22 protein-coding genes are annotated in these 18,882 nt (G+C 48.8%); 2 read left to right on the top strand and 20 right to left on the bottom strand.

Annotated elements, in window-relative coordinates:
- Window positions 1–152 precede the first annotated feature (152 nt).
- The 6 genes from PsAD37_RS12580 to PsAD37_RS12555 form a co-directional block, all read right to left on the bottom strand.
- Window positions 153–980: an ABC transporter ATP-binding protein gene (locus PsAD37_RS12580; protein WP_063296437.1), complete on the bottom strand. Its 828-nt coding sequence runs from the start codon at window positions 978–980 to the stop codon at window positions 153–155.
- Window positions 980–1,822 carry an ABC transporter ATP-binding protein gene (locus PsAD37_RS12575; protein ID WP_063296436.1) on the bottom strand — a complete coding sequence of 281 codons (843 nt, stop codon included), beginning with the start codon at window positions 1,820–1,822 and terminating at the stop codon, window positions 980–982. Before PsAD37_RS12575 ends, PsAD37_RS12580 begins: the two co-directional genes overlap by 1 nt.
- A 2-nt stretch (window positions 1,823–1,824) precedes the next feature.
- Window positions 1,825–2,724: an ABC transporter permease subunit gene (locus PsAD37_RS12570; protein WP_063296435.1), complete on the bottom strand. Its 900-nt coding sequence runs from the start codon at window positions 2,722–2,724 to the stop codon at window positions 1,825–1,827.
- Window positions 2,725–2,727: 3 nt separating this feature from the next.
- Window positions 2,728–3,738, bottom strand: coding sequence for an ABC transporter permease subunit (locus PsAD37_RS12565; protein WP_057466044.1), 1,011 nt, complete (start codon window positions 3,736–3,738; stop codon window positions 2,728–2,730).
- 127 nt (window positions 3,739–3,865) lie between these two features.
- Window positions 3,866–5,455, bottom strand: a complete 1,590-nt coding sequence (locus tag PsAD37_RS12560; protein WP_275078318.1) for an ABC transporter substrate-binding protein — start codon at window positions 5,453–5,455, stop codon at window positions 3,866–3,868.
- A gap of 584 nt (window positions 5,456–6,039) precedes the next feature.
- Complete coding sequence (locus tag PsAD37_RS12555; RefSeq protein ID WP_057466043.1) at window positions 6,040–6,483, bottom strand: MerR family DNA-binding transcriptional regulator; 444 nt, start codon at window positions 6,481–6,483, stop codon at window positions 6,040–6,042.
- Between the two features lie 452 nt (window positions 6,484–6,935).
- Here PsAD37_RS12555 and PsAD37_RS12550 point away from each other — a divergent pair, with 452 nt between their 5' ends.
- Both PsAD37_RS12550 and PsAD37_RS12545 read left to right on the top strand, forming a co-directional pair.
- Window positions 6,936–7,148 (top strand): SlyX family protein, encoded by a 213-nt coding sequence (locus PsAD37_RS12550; protein WP_057466042.1) that lies wholly within the window; start codon window positions 6,936–6,938, stop codon window positions 7,146–7,148.
- Window positions 7,149–7,411: 263 nt separating this feature from the next.
- Window positions 7,412–8,092, top strand: a complete 681-nt coding sequence (locus PsAD37_RS12545; protein WP_063288353.1) for a GntR family transcriptional regulator — start codon at window positions 7,412–7,414, stop codon at window positions 8,090–8,092.
- A 51-nt stretch (window positions 8,093–8,143) separates the two neighbouring features.
- Here PsAD37_RS12545 and PsAD37_RS12540 read toward each other — a convergent pair whose 3' ends face one another.
- From PsAD37_RS12540 to PsAD37_RS12475, 14 genes are all read right to left on the bottom strand, one after another.
- Window positions 8,144–8,440, bottom strand: a complete 297-nt coding sequence (locus tag PsAD37_RS12540; protein WP_208980746.1) for a hypothetical protein — start codon at window positions 8,438–8,440, stop codon at window positions 8,144–8,146.
- A 64-nt stretch (window positions 8,441–8,504) separates the two neighbouring features.
- Complete coding sequence (locus PsAD37_RS12535) at window positions 8,505–8,996, bottom strand: flagellar basal body-associated FliL family protein (protein WP_063296434.1); 492 nt, start codon at window positions 8,994–8,996, stop codon at window positions 8,505–8,507.
- A gap of 6 nt (window positions 8,997–9,002) precedes the next feature.
- Window positions 9,003–9,455, bottom strand: a complete 453-nt coding sequence (locus PsAD37_RS12530; RefSeq protein ID WP_063293137.1) for a hypothetical protein — start codon at window positions 9,453–9,455, stop codon at window positions 9,003–9,005.
- Complete coding sequence (locus PsAD37_RS12525) at window positions 9,456–9,950, bottom strand: rod-binding protein (protein ID WP_063296433.1); 495 nt, start codon at window positions 9,948–9,950, stop codon at window positions 9,456–9,458.
- A gap of 61 nt (window positions 9,951–10,011) precedes the next feature.
- On the bottom strand, window positions 10,012–10,416 hold the full coding sequence (locus tag PsAD37_RS12520) for a hypothetical protein (protein ID WP_063296432.1): 405 nt from the start codon (window positions 10,414–10,416) through the stop codon (window positions 10,012–10,014).
- A gap of 4 nt (window positions 10,417–10,420) precedes the next feature.
- Window positions 10,421–11,176 (bottom strand): flagellar biosynthetic protein FliR, encoded by a 756-nt coding sequence (locus PsAD37_RS12515; protein WP_208986621.1) that lies wholly within the window; start codon window positions 11,174–11,176, stop codon window positions 10,421–10,423.
- Window positions 11,173–13,254, bottom strand: a complete 2,082-nt coding sequence (gene flhA, locus PsAD37_RS12510) for a flagellar biosynthesis protein FlhA (RefSeq protein ID WP_063296431.1) — start codon at window positions 13,252–13,254, stop codon at window positions 11,173–11,175. Before flhA ends, PsAD37_RS12515 begins: the two co-directional genes overlap by 4 nt.
- Before the next feature lie 143 nt (window positions 13,255–13,397).
- Window positions 13,398–13,664, bottom strand: coding sequence for a flagellar biosynthesis protein FliQ (gene fliQ, locus PsAD37_RS12505; protein WP_063296430.1), 267 nt, complete (start codon window positions 13,662–13,664; stop codon window positions 13,398–13,400).
- 23 nt (window positions 13,665–13,687) lie between these two features.
- Window positions 13,688–14,176, bottom strand: coding sequence for a flagellar hook capping FlgD N-terminal domain-containing protein (locus PsAD37_RS12500; protein WP_208991850.1), 489 nt, complete (start codon window positions 14,174–14,176; stop codon window positions 13,688–13,690).
- A gap of 11 nt (window positions 14,177–14,187) precedes the next feature.
- A complete protein-coding gene (locus PsAD37_RS12495; protein ID WP_063296429.1) occupies window positions 14,188–14,631 on the bottom strand; it encodes a flagellar biosynthesis repressor FlbT in 444 nt (147 codons plus the stop codon).
- Window positions 14,632–14,646: 15 nt separating this feature from the next.
- Complete coding sequence (gene flaF, locus PsAD37_RS12490; RefSeq protein ID WP_063296428.1) at window positions 14,647–14,994, bottom strand: flagellar biosynthesis regulator FlaF; 348 nt, start codon at window positions 14,992–14,994, stop codon at window positions 14,647–14,649.
- Between the two features lie 41 nt (window positions 14,995–15,035).
- Window positions 15,036–16,109: a flagellar hook-associated family protein gene (locus PsAD37_RS12485; protein WP_063296427.1), complete on the bottom strand. Its 1,074-nt coding sequence runs from the start codon at window positions 16,107–16,109 to the stop codon at window positions 15,036–15,038.
- Between the two features lies 1 nt (window position 16,110).
- A complete protein-coding gene (gene flgK / locus PsAD37_RS12480) occupies window positions 16,111–17,481 on the bottom strand; it encodes a flagellar hook-associated protein FlgK (RefSeq protein WP_244272520.1) in 1,371 nt (456 codons plus the stop codon).
- 70 nt (window positions 17,482–17,551) lie between these two features.
- A complete protein-coding gene (locus PsAD37_RS12475; RefSeq protein ID WP_063296425.1) occupies window positions 17,552–18,799 on the bottom strand; it encodes a flagellar hook protein FlgE in 1,248 nt (415 codons plus the stop codon).
- Between the last annotated feature and the right edge of the window lie 83 nt (window positions 18,800–18,882).

Genomic DNA, 18,882 nt, shown 5'->3' with positions numbered 1-18,882 from the left:
TACGTAAATCTCGGTAAAATCTCCTCTTAATTGCGCATTTTTCAAAGAAATTGTTTCAACATTGCACTGAATTGGGAAAATCGTTAATGAAATGACAAAGGGCGGCTCCCCACTGGGAACCGCCCTTTCATTTTTCAAATTACACAATCAACTTAGTGAGAAGCAGCAAGCCGCGCTTTGATGTGGGCGACATCTGCCTGAGGCGTCGCGTTGAACAGTGTCTGAGTATACTCATGCTGAGGGTTTCCAAACACTTCGTCGCGTGTGCCATATTCCACCACTTCACCAAAATACATCACCATGACCTTGTTCGCGATGTAGCGCACCACAGACAAATCGTGGGAGATGAACAAGTAGGTCAGATTGAACTCGTCCTGCAAATCCGCAAGCAAGTTGAGTATCTGGGCCTGAACGGACAAGTCCAACGCTGAAACAGGCTCATCAAGAATGAGGAGTGACGGGTTGAGAACCAGTGCACGACCAATCGCGATACGCTGACGCTGACCGCCAGAAAACATGTGCGGATAGCGGTTGAAATGCTCAGGACCAAGACCGACTTTGACCAGCATTTCCATCGCCTTGTCACGGCGTTCAGCTGGAGACAAGTTAGTGTTGATCATCAAAGGTTCAGTGAGAACGTCACCAACACGCTGGCGCGGGTTCAAAGACCCATACGGGTTCTGGAACACGATCTGCACCTTGGAGCGCATGTCCTTGGACAACTTTTCCTTTGAGATGTTGATCGGCTTGCCCTCAATGAGGAGCTCGCCTGAGGTTGCCGGATCGATCAAGGTCAGAATACGCGCCAGTGTGGACTTGCCACAGCCTGATTCTCCCACCACAGCAAGCGTTTTGCCGCGTTCCAGACTAAAGCTGATGCCCTTCAGAGCACGGTTAACATGCTCTTTTCCGAAGAGACCTTCTTTGGTCCGGTATTCGCGAACCAGATTGCGCGCTTCGAGGATGATATCGTCAGCCATTATGCAGCTCCTTCATCGCCGAGGTGAAAATCAGAGACCGTTGGCAAACGATCGCCTGTTGCGTTTTCAGGAAGCGCGGAAAGCAGAGCCTTAGTGTACGGGTTCTTTGGGCTTTCAAAGAGTGAGAGAACATCTGCCTCTTCCATCTTCTTGCCTTTGTACTGAACCACCACACGGTCAGCTGTTTCTGCAACCACCGCCATGTCATGGGTGATCATGATCAGGCCCATGCCGCTTTCATGCTGCAGATCAAGGAGCAGATCGAGGATCTGCTTTTGAATGGTCACGTCGAGCGCAGTTGTTGGCTCATCAGCGATCAGCAGCTTTGGCTTACACGCAATTGCCATGGCAATCATCACACGTTGGCACTGACCACCAGACATCTGGTGTGGGTACTTTTTCAGTGCCTTCGCAGATTCAGGCATCCCAACGGAGTCGAGCAGCTCAATCGCACGGGTTTTACGTTCACCGCGGCTCATTGTGGTGTGCTCTTTGAGGGTCTCATCAATCTGAGCACCGACAGTGAAGCACGGGTTCAAGCTTGCAATTGGCTCCTGGAAGATCATGGAAATGTCTTTACCAATGATCTCGCGGCGCTTTTTTGCAGACATGGTCAGAAGGTCAATTCCTTCGAACTCCAGCTTGTCCGCCCATAGATGTCCATTATTGGCCAGCAGGCCCATAACAGCCAACATGGCTACAGATTTACCAGATCCACTTTCACCCACAACAGCGAGAACTTCACCTGGATCTACGGAATAGCTCACACCATCCAAAGCCCGGAAACGTCCATCAACCGTGTCGAATTCAACCGTTAGGTTTTCAATTTCAAGAAGGGCCATCGTCAGCTCCTCTTCAGCTTAGGATCGAGGGCGTCACGCAGACCATCACCGATCAAGTTGATCGCCAGCACTGTGGTTAAAATCGCAATACCTGGGAAGGTGACAACCCACGGCGCACGCAGGATGAACTCGCGGGATTCAGCAAGCATCGTGCCCCATTCGGGTTGAGGTGGCTGAGCACCCATACCGAGGAAGCCCAGAGCCGCTGCATCAAGGATCGCGGTGGAGAATGAGAGCGCTGCCTGCACGATGAGTGGAGCCATACAGTTTGGCAGCACAGTCACAAACATCAGACGCAGAGTACCAACACCGGAAACACGCGCGGCCATCACATACTCACGGCTCATTTCGGACATCACTGATGCTCGGGTGAGACGCACATAGTATGGCTGCTGCACAATCGCAATCGCGATCATCGCATTAAGGAGCGATGGGCCGAGAATAGCAACAAGCACCAAAGCCAACAGCAAGGACGGGAATGCCAGAATGATGTCCATGATACGCATGATGATGGTATCAACCCAACCACCAAACGTACCGGCCACCAGACCGAGACACACACCAACAACAAGCGCAACAGATACAACCACCACACCAATGAAGAGCGAGAACTGGCTGCCGTAAATCAGGCGAGACAGCAGGTCACGACCCACAGCGTCTGTGCCAAGAACGTAAGACCAGCTTCCACCTTCCTGCCACGCAGGTGGCAGAAGCAGTGCATCACGGTACTGTTCGATTGGTGAGTGAGGTGCAAAAACACTTGCCCCCAGAGCAATAACAACAAGCGTCAGGAAGAAGATCAGACCCGCAACAGCCCCTTTGTTGGTGCGGAAATGTCTCCAGAAATTGACGATAAGTTCAAACCGGGTATCCGGTCCGGAATTTTGTGTCACGTCAGCCATGATTTACTCCGTATGCCGAATTTTCGGATTAACCAGACCGTACATCAGGTCTACAATCAGGTTCACGATCATGACGATTGCAGCAATCATCAAAAGACCGCCCTGCACAACCGGGTAGTCACGACGGAAAATACTATCAACCATCCATTTGCCGATTCCCGGCCAGGAGAAGATGCTCTCAGTCAGGATTGCGCCGCCAAACAGCACGCCGATCTGCAAACCAATAATGGTGATGACCGGAATGAGCGCATTACGCAGAGCATGAATGCCGACCACACGGAAGTTGGAGAGACCTTTTGCACGTGCAGTACGCACATAATCTTCATCCAGAACTTCCAACATGGCAGAGCGCGTCTGACGCGCAATAACTGCCAGTGGAATAGTGCCCAGAACAATGGTTGGGAGAATCAGATGGCTTACAGCCGAGGTGAATGCACCTGGCTCATCTGAGAGCAATGTGTCGATCAACATGAAGCCTGTAACAGGCTCAATCCAGTACAACAGAGAGATACGACCTGAAACAGGTGTCCACCCCAAAATGCCGGAGAAGAAGATGATCAGCAGCAGGCCCCACCAGAAGATTGGCATGGAATAACCGGCCAACGCTGTTGTCATAACAGTGTGGTCCAGTGCCTTACCGCGCTTTACAGCTGCGATAATACCAGCAGGCAGCCCCACGACGATTGCAAACAGAATTGCACAGAGGCCAAGCTCTACCGTTGCCGGGAAGAGCGTCATAAACTCCTGAAGAACAGGCTGTTTTGTGACAATAGATACGCCAAGATCCCCTTGAACCAAATTGCCCAAGTAAGTGAAATACTGTTGCCAGATCGGTTCATTGTAGCCGAACTGCACCATAAGTTCTTGATAGCGCTCAGGGCTTACACCGCGTTCGCCAGCCAAAAGCAGAATTGGATCGCCTGGCAGCAGGCGAATGAAGAAGAACGAGGTCAAGGTAACCCCGATAAAGGTCGGGATGAGCAAACCCAGTTTTTTTAATATGAGACGAAGCATACTTCAGTCACACCAATCAGAGGATTGTTTATCCGCAAGCCACCACTTGCGGTATGGAAGACTTTTCCAAAAAAGTATCCCGGCGAATACATCGCCGGGATACAAATTGTCCAGCGGAAAATTATTTCTACTTCAGATCTACGCCATAGAAGTAATGGCCACCAAACGGATCAATCTTGTAGTTTTCAACACGAACACTGATCGGCTCAGAGACAAGGGAGTGCGCAATAGTTGCCCAAGGCGCCTCACGTTTGAATACTACCTGAGCTTCCTCATAAAGTCTTGTGCGTTCATCTACGTCAGATACCTGTTTCGCTTGTACAACAAGATCATTAAATTCATCATTACACCACTGCGCACGGTTGGAACCACCCACTGCATCGCAAGACATCAGCACTGCAAGGAAGTTATCCGGGTCACCATTATCACCAGTCCAACCGAGCAGAACTGCGCCGTCACGATTGATGTCAGAAGAACGTTTAAGATACTCACCCCACTCGTAGCTGACTATCTCAACTTTAACACCGATTTTCGCAAAGTCAGCCTGAAGGATTTCAGCCATACGACGCGCATTCGGGTTGTATGGACGCTGTACAGGCATCGCCCAGATCTTCATTGTCAGATCTTTGACGCCTTCCGCTTCCAAAGCCGCTTTTGCTGCTGCCGGATCATATGGGTCATCAACAATTTCGTTGTTGTAGGACCACATTGTTGGCGGGATCGGGTTTTTCGCGATCTGGCCGACGCCCTGGAATACTGCGTCCAGAATTGCCTGCTTGTTGATAGCCATGTTCAGCGCTTTACGCACTTTTGGATTATCAAACGGTGCCTGCTGGGTGTTGTATGCCATGTAGCCAACATTCAAACCTTCTTGCTGCAGAAGGGTGATGTTTGGATCTTTGGACATTGCATCCAGGTCAGCCGGGTTTGGATATGCCATAACCTGACATTCACCTGCAGTGAGCTTCTGATAGCGCACAGATGCATCTGGTGTGATTGCAAAGACCAGATTGTCGAGTGGCGCTTTGCCATTCCAGTAATCAGGGTTTGCTTTATAGCGGATCAGAGCGTCTTTCTGGTAGCCAACGAGCTGGAAAGGACCGGTACCAACTGGCTTCTGATCAAAGGTGTCCTTGCTGTTCACCATTGCGTCTGCGTATTCTGCTGACTGAATGGATGCGAAGTCCATTGCCAGGTTCGCAATCATCGGAGCTTCTGGACGGGTCAGCTTGAATTTGACGGTGTAGTCATCAATCTTTTCAATGCTGTCGATCAGGTCAGGCATGTCCATGGCGTTGAAGTACTCGTAGGTACCGCCAGACACGTTATGATATGGGTTTTCTTTGTTGCCCTGACGGTCGAATGAGAAGATCACGTCATCGGCATTGAAATCACGGGTTGGTGTGAACCACTTTGTGTCGTGGAATTTTACACCCTTGCGAAGGTGGAAGGTGTATTCCTTGCCATCCTCAGAAACTTCCCAGCTTTCAGCCAGTGCCGGAGCAACTTCGGTTGTGCCAGGCTTGAACTCCACCAGCTTGTTGTAGATCTGACGCGAGCTTGCATCAAATGTGGTGCCTGCGGTGTACAGAGACGGTGTAAAGCCTTCCGGAGACCCTTCAGAACAGTACACGAGAGTTTTTGCCATTACAGGGCCAGCCACAACCGCTGCTGCGAACAGGCTACCACCAAGCAAGAGGTTTTTTTTCAAGGACATTGGTATTCTCATTCCGTTTTATTGCTTGTTCCAGTTGTTCTTCAACACTGCTTATTGCTGCAGTTTATTCAGGAATTTTGGCTTTGAGAGATTATTCGGCAACGGAAGGATGGAAGGCCGTCTTCTCCACATAAAGATGTATGACGCAGTTTCGCTGCGAGATACATTCTTCAGGTTTTTCGATTTCGGCTTACACGTAATTCCGCGACGAGATTACCCACTCATAGCACAAACCAAATCAACGACATCGCACAATCATATGCGATTAATTCTTCGATGGTCGATTTTAGAACATTAAGTTTCGTTTCTGACTTCGGAAATAATTAAAAATTTCAGAAGCACTGTCTAATCGGTATGACTACCTAGAACAGCATCCTCAGGTTGTTTTATTCCTTCTTACTTACCTGAAATTACATAGGTATTCTTACCACATATTCGCGGTGTCGTAATTATACTTTAGAATCGAACTTGATTATTTAAACAGTTTTTACACAATACTATCAGGAGCTTATACGAGTTCAGGCCTGCAGATACGCGTTTTGCGTGTCACACAAGCCTGTTATCCAGCTGGTTTTGGAGTGTTTTTATTCTTCAGAAAGCTTAGCCATACATTCGTCATGTATGGACTGGATTTCGGAGATCGTGACTTCCAGCGCTTCTTTTCTTGCGCTCAGCTCTTTCAGCACTTCCCCGGTTCGAGACCCAAGGTACTCAAGCTGCTGGCGGTGCCCTTCCCCGTGCTGACCATAAAGGTCCAGGAAGTGTTTGATCTCGGAGAGAGAGGAACCAATCGCTTTACCGCGCAGGATCAACGCCAGGCGCGCTCTGTCTTTGCGATTATAGATACGCACACCATTGACGCGCTGAGGTGAGATCAGACCTTTACTCTCATAAAACCGGATGGATCGGGTAGAGATCTCAAACTCTTCAGCCAGATCGCCAATTCCAAAAAGTTCCTGATCAGCGTGACCCGTTTCTTTTTCCGCTTCCGCGAGAGGGTTCAGCGTTTCTTCTCTTCTCTCAGACATGCATCCCCCTAACATTGAAGAACTAGATTGACGTTACCTAACGTCGCCGTAAAGCATTACCATAACGGCGACACTATATCACCAAATTGTCATTGCGTTTACGACTTCTCGATTTCTTCCTAATCTTTACCTATAGGATAACCATCAGAAATCAACACAAATTGCAATTAGCCAGACAGGTAATATTGCGAGATATCGATAGCGCCTTATAAAAAAGAACGGGATAAACCCACAAGAGATGCCATAGAACATCCGTATCCTGCGTGTTTTTGAATTTTTATTGCGCTGCCGCATTCCCCAGACTTGACAAGTTTGAGGTTTTGGAAGACCCCTGCCCCTACGACGCCTACTGAAGCAACTTGCCTTTGGCTTAGGTCATTTCAGTTATTTGTATGCGTATCCTCTTTCGCGAACCGATTGGCTCTTCAAGGAGATACGCTCTAGGATAAGTTATGAGTAAGAGTCTTGAGGAACGGGTCGACGAACTGGAAATGCATATCGCACACCAGAACGAAACGATCGAAACACTCAATGATGTGGTCTCCAATCAGGCACAGGTTCTTGACCGACTCGTCTCAGCAATGGGACAGATGAAGGACCACCTGCTTGATATTCAGGATCTGGTTGAACAAACACCTGCGAACCAGAAACCTCCACATTACTGAGCAAACAGGCTTTTCCTATACTAAGAGGAAACTATTTTCCTGCTGAACATCAGCAAAGATAGGTATACTCAGGTAAGGGGAAACCTGATATTAAGAGATGACAGGTCTGCTGTGCTTGAACGCAGGCCCTTTTTTCGTGGATCACTCAACGTTACGAGAGTGAACAATACAATTTTCTGTTCCGCCGCCTATAAGGGCTGCCACTGCTGTCCTTTTTTGAACAGCACCTGAGAACAAAAAAGCCTGGATGAGAAAGAAACCCAATGGCTATTGAGCAGATACTGGCGACCCATAAAAAGGAGAGCCTTGCCGATAAAGCTTATCGTCTGATTGAAGAGCTGATCGTCAACCTTGACCTTGCGCCTGGCATGGCGCTGACTGAAGGTGACCTTTGCGAACGGACCGGCATCGGCCGGACTCCAGTGCGCGAGGCCATCAAACGCCTTTCAACCGAGGGGCTGATCGTTATTCGCCCGCGCAAAGGCCTGTTTGTTTCTGAGATTGAGACTTCCGAGTACGTTCTGGTTCTGGAAACCAGAAAGCCTTTGGAGCAGCTCCTCGTCGCTTCCGCCGTGAAGCGTGCGACCGCAGAAGAGCGCGAAGCTCTGCACCAGTGTGCTGAAGAAATCCTTGCGCAGGCCCGTGCAGGCGATGTGAAGGGCTACCTGCGTGCAGATAAGGTTTTTGATGAAGTGCTCTGTGCCGTCTCTCGGAACCCGTTTACAGCTCGCGCTGTGGCTCCGCTACAGACTATGAGCCGCCGGGCCTGGAGTGCTTTCCGCGGTGCTGAGAAACTCGAAGATTCTGCTATTCGCCATCATAAGCTTGCTGAAGCTTTGGCAAACAACGATGCAGAGAAGGCAGAAGCGGCAGCTGTCGAGATGATGGACCATCTGACCAACTTTGCAGTCAAGCAAGCTGAAAAGACTGGCGACAATGCCTAGGTTCAGAGATCTCAATCAATAAGCAAAAAGCGGAGCCTGTGCTCCGCTTTTTTATTGCTCAGTTTTTGGCATTTTAAAGGTATCTATCCGGGCGTTACGCCCGCTTGCCCCGAGCAGAACCAAGTATGGTTGATCTGTTTGAATTACCGGTCGCTTTGCACCGTAAATGCCTGAGAGCCGCAAACGCACCTCACCGTGAGGTGTCATTCCTGTAACCATCCCCGCAGACATCTGAGAGAGCTTAATAGGAGCGTAAAGGATCTCGTAGGAGGGAGGGGCAGCTCCAGGGCGCATGACGACCACAGCGTTGGCTCTGATATCACGCCCCTCGTCCTGTACGTCGACCACTCCAACGGCTCGGTGCAAAATTTTATACTGGCAATTCATCTAGATAATCATCGTCGTCGATACATTATGAAGCCGCTGCCTGTTTGGCAGCATTTTCAACAATCTTGTCCTTCAAACTCGCAGGCACATGGAATGTAAAGTCCTGAATGAGGACGTCCTGCACGATATCTGTCGCGAAGCGTTCGTTGACACGGTCACGGACCTCGTCGGTCAACTCCTTCAGGTCAGATTTTTTCAGCTGGGCAAACTCTTTGTCGGCCTTGCTGTAAATGATACGAAAAGCTTCATCGACGATGAACGCATGAGGTGGAACCGCCAGCTTTGCAAGCAGTTCACTATCAACCGTGAACACAAACTGCGCCACAATATAACCGTGGATCTTGCCATCTTCGAGCACCGGAACGTTGATGGTCGGTGTGCTTTGATAATCCAGTCCTTCCAAATGCGCATTCTTTTGCAGCATCGGATCAAAGTCGGTCTTGTACAGAGCTGTAAAGTAGGCTGCACCGACGGTGACGAGACAGATCCAAACTCCGGTTACGAGAACTTTCAACATACGTTTTTACCAGCTTCCAACCAGAGATTCATAGGTGCCATCAGAGTCATGATCCTTCATCACTTGTGACAGGAGACCAGATACTTCTTTGACAGCATTGAGCTGGGTCGACAGCAGCTTCATATTAACTGCAAGCTTTTCCTGAAGCTCCTGAAGCCGGACAACGATCTCGCTTGGCAAATTTTCAGGGCCAACTGCCTTGCCCGCCATATCAAGATCAAGCATCGCACGGCCTTTGAGATAGGCGCTCTCTTCCAGATCAATATCGCCTTTGCCGATCAGAGCTTCATTTTCAGTCGACAGCAGCTTGTCTACACGTCCGATACTTTTTGAAAGAGCAATGTAGTCTTCCGGCAAGATGTAAGCGTCGGTGTCATCAAGCTGCCCAGTATCCTGAACCACTGGTTTTTCGTCATGTAAAACCAGTTCCTTGTGCTCACTGTCGATCATCTCAGACATTTATGCCTCTTGCTTTGGGAGAGTTGGACGAATGGTATCTGGCAGGAGCATTTCTGCCAGACCAAGAGAACCTGTTTTGGCGAGTTGGTTTGCGAGCTGCTCCGCCATCAAGCCTTTCCACATGGTGCCTGCTGTCCCGCCGCCATAGACGTTTACAGTCTCCTTTGGCAGCATGGATTTCACGAAGGTCTGCAAGACAGCACTTTCCAGCTTCTCACCGAGATCAGCTGTCTCAAGTTTCTTGGAGTAGCGGTTAGCCATTGATTTTAAGCTCTCAACACCCTCCTGCCCTCTTGCCTGAGCCGTGCCGGATGCATTGTCAGCTTCCGCCATAAACCTGGAAAAGCTGCTTGAGGCCCATGATGGCTCAGAGACAGGCAAATCCTTTGAAACGACGGCGGGAGCTTTAAGAGAGCGCGTGGCAGCTCTAACCTCAAAAGGGTCTGCTTGATTTATTACGTCCAGAACAAGATCGCTGACAGGCTGAATGGCCATGAGCACTCCCACTAGTCAAAAGAAGGGCATATATAATTGGAAAGACCCTAATTTCTCAGACTTATCTGGGCCTGACCTTCTTAGGCGCCGCCTGTAGCTCGGCGATTTCCTGAAGCTGCTTTTTCTCTTCGGTCCGGTGATAAGACACCAGAGCTTTGCCATGATGTTTTTCAGTCATGGAGGTCTGCCTTTTCTGATCAAGCAACTTGCCGAGCAACTCGCCCTTGTGCTTTTCCTTCAGAGACTTGCTTCGATTGTTGGTCTCCAGACGCCTGGAGATCGCCCGGTTCATCACTTCACGCAACTCCCCTTCATGACGTCCCCAGTGGCTGACCAACTCCTCGCTCTCTTCGTCGCACCTTTGAATTTCGCTATCAAGAACCGCGATGTCGTACTTGATCATCTGCTTTTTTTGTTCCTGAACCTTCAAAATGCGCCGGAGGCGTGTGATGCGTGCTTTATCCATGGCTTTACTGCAATACCAACCAATCGCCGAGCCCAGCATAGAACAGGCGCAACAGCTCAGTTATGATCTGCCAGAGGATGAAAAGCCCTCCCATCATAACAACAGGTAGTGCCACAAAGTAGACTGGCATCTGAGGCATTAGTCTGTTTGTGAGGCCCAGAGTCAGGTTAATTACAACGCCATAGATCAAAAACGGACTTGTGATGCGTAATGCCAGCAACAGACCCTGCATCAGCTTGGTTGAGAACTGATCTAACGCCGCTGCGGGAACAAATTCTCCCCCCACCGGAATTGTCCGATAGCTCTCGGCAAGTCCAACAAAGACATCAGCATGTGCCCCAGTGATAAACAACATGGCAGTTGCGGTGAGCGTAACCAGAGATGCCAATGGTGGTAGCTGCTGAAATTCTTCGACAATAGTGACAGGCTGGTTGAAGCTGGATGCGTTTGCAGCCGCGCCAATCATCATCTGAAGCATTCCGAAGAAGGCTCGTCCGAATGCTGCGATCAACAGTCCGATCAACAGTTCAACAAAAATGATGCGCAGCAACTCATCCAAAGGCGCAGCTGAGATGATCGGCTCAACCACCTCCAATATGAGAGGAGAGATCGCCAGGGTTGCAGATATTGCTATGAATAAGCGAACACGGATCATCACACGTGGCGACGAAAAACCCGGCATGGCCATGAGGCATGCTCCGACGCGGCAAAAGACCACGAAGACACTCAAGATTGCCTCTGGAGCATTTTCCAAGGTCACGAAATTGATCCCAATGCCTCGATATCAACGCCGCGTGCCACTTCCATATGAGAGAGAATGGGAAGCGCCGGGAACATACGTTCGGTGATCATGCGGACATATTGGCGCGCTTCCGGAGCAACGACGACAGCAAATCGCTGACCCGCAGAGATATGCTCGCGAATAACTTCCGCACTGTCTTTTGCGAATTCTTCGACCTGAGAAGGCTCCATATCGAACTCGATGACTTCACCATTTGTGTCGCGGCGAAGCGCCTGATGGAATGCAAGATCCCAACGATTACCAAGGCGAAGGACTTTAAGGCTCCCATCTCCAGCGATATCACCACAAATCTGCGTCGCCATACGAATGCGTACGTGATCTGCAATCTGCTCTGGTCGGCGTGCATGTGGCGCAATCTCAGCGATTGCTTCCATGATCAAAGATAGATTTCGGATGGAGATACGCTCTGCAAGCAGCAGCTTCAGCACAGCCTGCAAGCCTGAGTAAGAGATGTGCTGTGGACAGATATCGTCGATCAAGCGCGTGTAAGCTGGATCCAGGCGGTCTAAGAGCTTGCGCATGTCCTTATAGGAGAGAAGCTGTGAGAGGTTGTTTCTGATCACTTCAGACAGATGTGTCAGCACAACTGAAAGGTTATCGACGGTCGTATAACCTTGACGTTTGACTTCATGCTCAAAAGCCATCGGAATCCACATGGCCTGCATACCAAACGCAGGTTCCCGCGTTTCGGTTCCTGGAAGAGCTGGCAGTTCTCGGTTGCCGCCGATCACCATCAGTTCACCAACTTTGATGTTCTCTGAGGCAACAATAGTACCGTGAATACGGAACTCGTAACTCTTAGGTTCGAGGTTGAGATTGTCAGTAACCTTGATCTCTGGAACCACAAACCCGTATTGCTCAGCAAACTTCTTACGCATTTTGTTGATGCGATTTCCGATTTCTGGCTTTGCGGCCAGAAGGCGGGCAGTGAGCTGCTTGCCAAGACGCATTTCAATTTCAGAAAGTACAAGACTGTCCTTTACAGACTCTTTCTTGACTTCCTTCTGCATCTCAACCTTTTGCAACTCGGCTTTAGCGAGTTCGGCTTGGGCCTCTTGCGCCCTTTTGGGAATAATGTAAGCAGAAAACCCAAATATGCCGCTTAAGAGAACAAACGGCAGGAATGGAAGACCCGGAAGCAGCGACAGTAGCAAAAGCAGCAGTGATGCGACAGCGAGAGCGCGAGGATACCCCGCTAACTGCCCCATTACAGCTTGCTCGGCTGACCCTCTGGTCCCCCCCTTCGAGACAAGAAGACCTGCTGCGAGAGAAACGATCAGCGCCGGGATTTGCGAAACAAGACCATCACCAACAGACAGTTTGGTGAAAACATCAGCCGCTTCGGCTAAGTCCATATTGTAGCGTGTAACGCCAATGACGATACCGCCCAGGATGTTTACAACGGTGATAATCAATCCGGCGACAGCATCACCGCGCACAAACTTCGAGGCACCGTCCATGGCACCAAAGAAAGAGCTTTCCTCTTCTAGTTCTGCTCGCCTGTGTTGCGCCTCTTTATCATCAATCATACCAGCAGACAGATCGGCATCAATCGCCATCTGCTTGCCAGGAATTCCATCAAGGGTAAAACGTGCACCAACTTCTGCGATACGACTTGCACCTTTGGTGATCACCAAAAAGTTCACCGTTACAAGGATCGCAAAGACGATGAGGCCGATGACAAAATCACCGCTCATGACAAACTGAGAAAAGCCGTTGATCACATACCCAGCTGCGAGCGGGCCTTCATGACCGTTCGCCAGAATGACACGCGTTGTCGCAATGTTCAGCGCAAGCCGAAGCATGGTTGCGATCAACAGAATAGTTGGGAATGAGGAGAACTCTAAAGGCCGCTGGATCCAGAGCGAAACCATCAAGATCAAAACCGATAATGCAACTGATATTGCAAGACCGAAATCGATCATGAACGTTGGCATGGGAAGAAACAGCACAGACAGAATGAAGATAATTCCGACTGCAAATCCAATATCACGTTTGCTGTTTGGAGCAGCAATTCCCGTCACTGTCTGAGACATTCGCACCCTTCAATTCGGTATAAGCATACTGCTCTACTTAGGCAGAAACATTGAAGAAGGAAGCTTGTGTGAGGGTGGCCTAGAGGGGAAACAGCGCCAGCTATCCCCTCATAGCTTATTATAGCGAACCTGAAAAAGCGGCTCTAAAACCCGTATTCAATCCGTCCATAGACCATCTCGGTCAACGAGAAAATCTGTGAACCAATATACGGGCCTGTCATGGCAATCAAAATAAAGATCACAACAATCTTCGGAATGAACGTAAGTGTCATTTCCTGAATTTGTGTGAGCGCTTGAAACAGAGCGATAATCAAACCAACAAGCATGGCCCCACCAACGGCGGGACCAGTTGCTGCTATCACAGTCCAAATTGCGGTACGCACAATATCGAGTGCATCTGCTTCATTCATTGCTTTATGATCTCACTTCACCATTAAGATGTAGCATCAGACTCGTCAGGAGTATCAATGTCAGTGTCAGTCGTCGCAGCAGGTACAGGACGCGAAATCTGGATACCAGGCACCAGAGCCACTTTTGTATCGTCTTCCAGAGTGGCAATTGACCCATCTGTGAGGATCTGAACAGACTTGATTTTGCCAGTCATGGTTTCCGTGCCATCTGCGTTTGGCACCTCCACCGTCGCACCAATCAGATTGTTGGCCTGATTGATGGAGTTCTGCTGAAGCATAGATGTCAGATGTGTGTTCGTTTTGGTGGACTGCTCCACAGCGGAGAACTGCGCCAACTGTCCCATATACTCAGCAGTATCCAACGGATCTGTCGGATCCTGGCTCTTGAGAGACTCCATGAACAGCATTAGAAACGCATTGTAGTCTAAGTAAGCCTGCTCACTGCCCTGCGGCTTGAAGACAGGCTCATTATTCTGAGTATTATTTGCGGAAGATACTGGATCAACACTCATGAAAAAATCCTTTAGTTTTCGCCAACAGCACGAGCGAAGGGCGCTATAACAGCCTCAGTTTGATCCATTTCGTTGTCTTCAGACCAGATCGATAACTCGACATCAAATAGCTTTTTCAACGTCCGGAGAGCGTCAAAGTAACGGCGTTTATTAATCTTCACTTCGACAAGCTCAAGACCATCAAGAATGTCGGTATTCTCAACAGCTTTCCGAATAGACGCCAACATCAGTAGGGCACGCTGAAGACTGTCTAACTCGGTCTTTGGATCGATCAGTGCATTTTGAATGTAAAAATACAGCTGCCGCAAAGGCGTTGTCGTCTCCTCGAGTTGCATAACATAAGCTTCAAGAAGAAAACTTGCGTCATTTAGAAGCTTTACCGATGTCTTCTGCTCAAATGACAGAACAGCCCCATTGATAAAGACTTTTTCACCTGCTTTTAGGTGCAAACGCATTCTACATCCCCTTAATTAACTAAGGCCATCACGGACTAGCTCGTTGATTTCAATCAAACTTTGGAAATCGTCTGAGTTTCCTATTCTAATTAGATCAGCTTGCTTCACGCACCAAATTCCGATTGAAATAAGGTCTGCACGCAACTCAGCGGGCAACGCATTATCTGGATTTCCCAGATCGTCGATCAAAATGCTCCACAAACGATGGACTGACTTCAAAGCCTGCGCAGCCTCGCTAGAGCTATTCCCATGCTCCTTAGCGGCGTGCAGCTGAGCCACCACCAGAGAAAATAGCTCTCGCTCTTGCCCTCTTCTGTCATAAGAAGAGTCTTCAAGAGCTTCTGCATAAGACATTTGATACATTCAACACTCCTAGAGAAATTCAACTCGTCTCTTCTAATGACCTACAAATATTTCATGATATTTAGATCTTTGATCTTGGCAGTAATTGAATAAGTTGCCTCTAACTGAGTTTGAGCTTGACTCAACTCGACAGCAGCACGGTTCTCATCGACGTTTTCAAGATCAATGATCTGGACATTCAAAACATCTCGTTTGGCTTCAATGTCAGTGTTCGTGCGTGTTACATTAGCCTTAATCGCACCATTGGTAGCCGAAACATCGATTGTCTTACCAACACCTACATTCAGATGATTAATTGCTCGGTCGAAAATGAGCTCCTGAGCTCCTTCTCCAATGTCAAATTTTCCGAAAACTGCTACCATCGCGTAGCCTTTAGCCAATTCACTAAATGCTTTTGAATTTGCCGTACCTGAACCGTCCGTGGTGACCCCAGGACTGATCGTCGTCAGCATTTTCTCTGTAGTTGCAGAAGTCCATGTCGGTGACCAACTAGCATCAAAAATACTATTGAATTCGGGGCTATCTAAAAAAGCCTCCCAAGATGCATCAGGCAGCGCCTCAATAAGCGCAGTATCAGTACCAATAGTTAACCCTGTGACAGTATCGAACGCTTGCTCAATCGCCTGTTCAGGGCCTGCGGGATCTGCAGGTGACGACGTTGGTGACACGTAATCGAAATCACGAACTGGCGGAGTCCCTGTATTAATTCCGCCAAATACATACACTCCACCTACATTCGAATTTAAGGCATTTGTCAGTTTGCCTAGTTCTGTATAAGCCAGATCCGAGGCAGTCTTTAAAGTACCAGCATCTTTCTGCAATGCTACCAAGTTCGAACGAAAGTCCGTTCCACTTTTTTCAACATTATCCAGAGCTGTATCCATTACCTCAAAACGGGTAATGACCTGCTTATTCGTGTTCAGCTGGCTTACCATCTGTGAGTATTCAGAACGGAAGGATGTTGCCATCCCGGTCTGTGCACCTAAGGTTAAGCCAAAATCAGCATGTTTCTTTGAAGCGTTTTCGATTACCGCTTTATCTAACCGCGCTCTGTGCTCGATGAGATAGTCAGTTAAACGCAAAGAACTCGACAATGTAGAAACTGAATAGACCATTTTATCTCACTGCTCCCAAGAGCTCTTTGAACATCTTATCAACCGTCGTCATCAAACGAGCAGACGCAGAATAGGCTGTTTCAATTGTAAGAAGGCGCTGCATCTCAGTATCAATGTTGACACCAGTCGTATTTGACAGCATTTGCGCATTTGAACTAAACGCAGATGCCTTCAACGTCGAATTCTCGGTCGCGACCTTGCGCTCAGCACTAAACCAACTCACCGTATTTGCAGTAAAATCCTGCAGGGTAGAATTAGCAGTTACTCCAGTGGCTCCGGTAAAAGACTGCACAGCATTAAGTTTATCTGTATAGCCGCGAAGCAGATCTGAATAACCAGCAGCATCACCCGTATTATGCTTGTAGGCTGCCGTGATGCCACCGTCGCGAAGCAGGTTAACATCTGCCGCGACCAATGGGTTTACGTGCAAACGACTAACAGCATCCGCAGTGGTAGGTCCATCAAGGATAAAGAAACCAGGCCCATCACTTGTACCCGGAGCAGGCTGCGGCTCTCTAAAGGTCTCAACCAGCGCGTCCGCGACGGCATTAAGCTGCGTTTGCATCGTAACAAGAGTTTCATCTCTCGCTTTGGCATAACCAGCAATTGCTCCACCAGTGACTGGGGCAGTCGCACCAGGACCTGCGACAGAAATACCATCTACAAGTATATTATTTCCGACATCTTCTGACCCTAAATGAAGAGAGGTGTCGAATGTAACTTCGCGCGCACTTTTCTCAAAAAGAGTGATGCCACTGTCGGTATAGATCGCAACCCCGTTATTGTTCTGCTGAAGAACTTCGATACCTATTTCTTCCGAGAGAACCTTTAGCATTTCATCGCGTTGATCCATCAGCGCGTTGACGTCCGTACCAGCAGCAGTGCCTAGAACGATTTTATCGTTAACACCCTCAAGATCAGAAAGGATATTATTGATATTGTCTACCGCACGCCCCATAGCTGCATCAGAATTCAAGCGCGCTTCTTTAAGAGTCTCAGAAGACTGCTTCAATCCATCAACCAGGCTATGACCTGCATTTAAAACCGAGAGTCCGAGCACCTTATTTGACGGATCATTGCTATAAGCAACAAGTGTCTCATTCAGCTTACCCATTGCAGCAGCAGTACTTGTACCAAAAGGCACTTGCCCAGACGGGTTAAGTTGATCAAGCATTTTGGCATAGGAACCCGCAGCAATGGCAGCACTACCTGTCTTCAGGGTTGCTTTAAATGCTGCTTGATTGACCATGCGAGACGCATGAGAAACATAAACAACTGATCCTGTATCAGTAACAATGTTCTGTACGCTCGCTTCTACGCGAGTGTAATTCGGATTATTGACATTAGCGACATTGCGGGACGCAATTGCCATCTCAGCAGAGCGAGCTGCGATGGACGATTGCGCCGTGAGCATTGCGGAAGTAAGAGACATACCGAAACTCCTAGCGCAGGTTGTTCAACTCTTGGAGTAACTCGGAGCTCGCGTTGAACACCTTTGTGTTCGCACTGTAGGTACGTTGGGCCTGAACCATCTCAGTTAGTTCAGCTGCAAGGTCAACGTTCGACCCCTCAACTGCACCAGAATAAAGCGAACCAAAACCACTATCGCCCGGAAAACCTATTGCTGCATCACCAGAAGCATCTGTTGCAGCATAAACATTGCCGCTTTTAGCCTGAAGACCATCAGGGTTTGAAAAGTTCACTATCTGGATCTGATCTAGAAGTTTTTCCGCACTACTATCGTAAACGCCGAATATACGCCCATCAGATTCAATACGCACACTCTGAATTGCTGACGGCTTATATCCATCAACATCGACTTTAATAATGCTGGACTTTTCACTTGCAGTTACTGACTTACTCAGATCAAGCGTAACAACTTCGCCGTTGGGCACTTTAAATTGAAAATCAGTGTCAGAACCGCCAACAATCTTACCATCCCCTGTAAAATGCAGTTGAAAAGCGCCAGCAGGAGCAGGAGGAACAGCAGGAGGGAATATTGATATATCATCACCTAAATCCGTAGCTGCAGTCGCCTCTACGATCCAAGTAGACCCGGTCACATCGCTCGTTAAATCAGTCGGATCAATGTGTGCCTGACTAGCTTTCGTATAAACTATATTAATTTTTACTTCATTTCCACTCTGATCGAACGTACTAACAGAAGTCCTATAATCACCGTCAGGCAGACCACTCGTCGGAACCGAGGCAGGCGCAGGTTTATTGGAATCCAATTTGGCAGCAAGCTCACCTTTAGCACTCGCCTGCCAAACCGGAGTATTCAGATCAACAGTAACAGGCGCTCCACCTGCAGAAAGCAGATTATAGCCGCCAGAATTTACCATCTGCCCATTCTTATCAAGCACGAAATCTCCAGCACGTGTGTAATACGTGCCGCCTTGCGAATCCTGTACGGGGAAGAAGCCATTACCGTTGATCGCGAGATCAGTACCACGGGAGGTGAAGTTGAAGGCGCCTTGTTGGCGGACGGACTGAACAACGGTTGTGTTCACGATGCCGGATTCGTGACCTGAGCCGCCGCCAGAACCGACCAAAGACGAGAATGCGGTTTTGTAGCGTTTGTAGCCTACGGTGTTCGCGTTCGAGATATTGTCTGCGACAGTTGAGAGTTTGTTCGACTGCGCGTTCATACCTGACACGCTGGTATTCATAATTCCGTAGAGGCCCATGGTGTGCTCCTGGCTACATCAATTGCAAAATTAACTCATGGCAGTAAAGCTTGTTAATCTTGTCTGAGCCTGACCCGAAACCT

It is taken from the genome of Pseudovibrio sp. Ad37 (assembly GCF_001623075.1).
GTDB lineage: Bacteria > Pseudomonadota > Alphaproteobacteria > Rhizobiales > Stappiaceae > Pseudovibrio.
The sequence above is the reverse complement of the archived record's forward strand: the minus strand, read 5'-3'. Positions and strand labels throughout refer to the sequence as shown.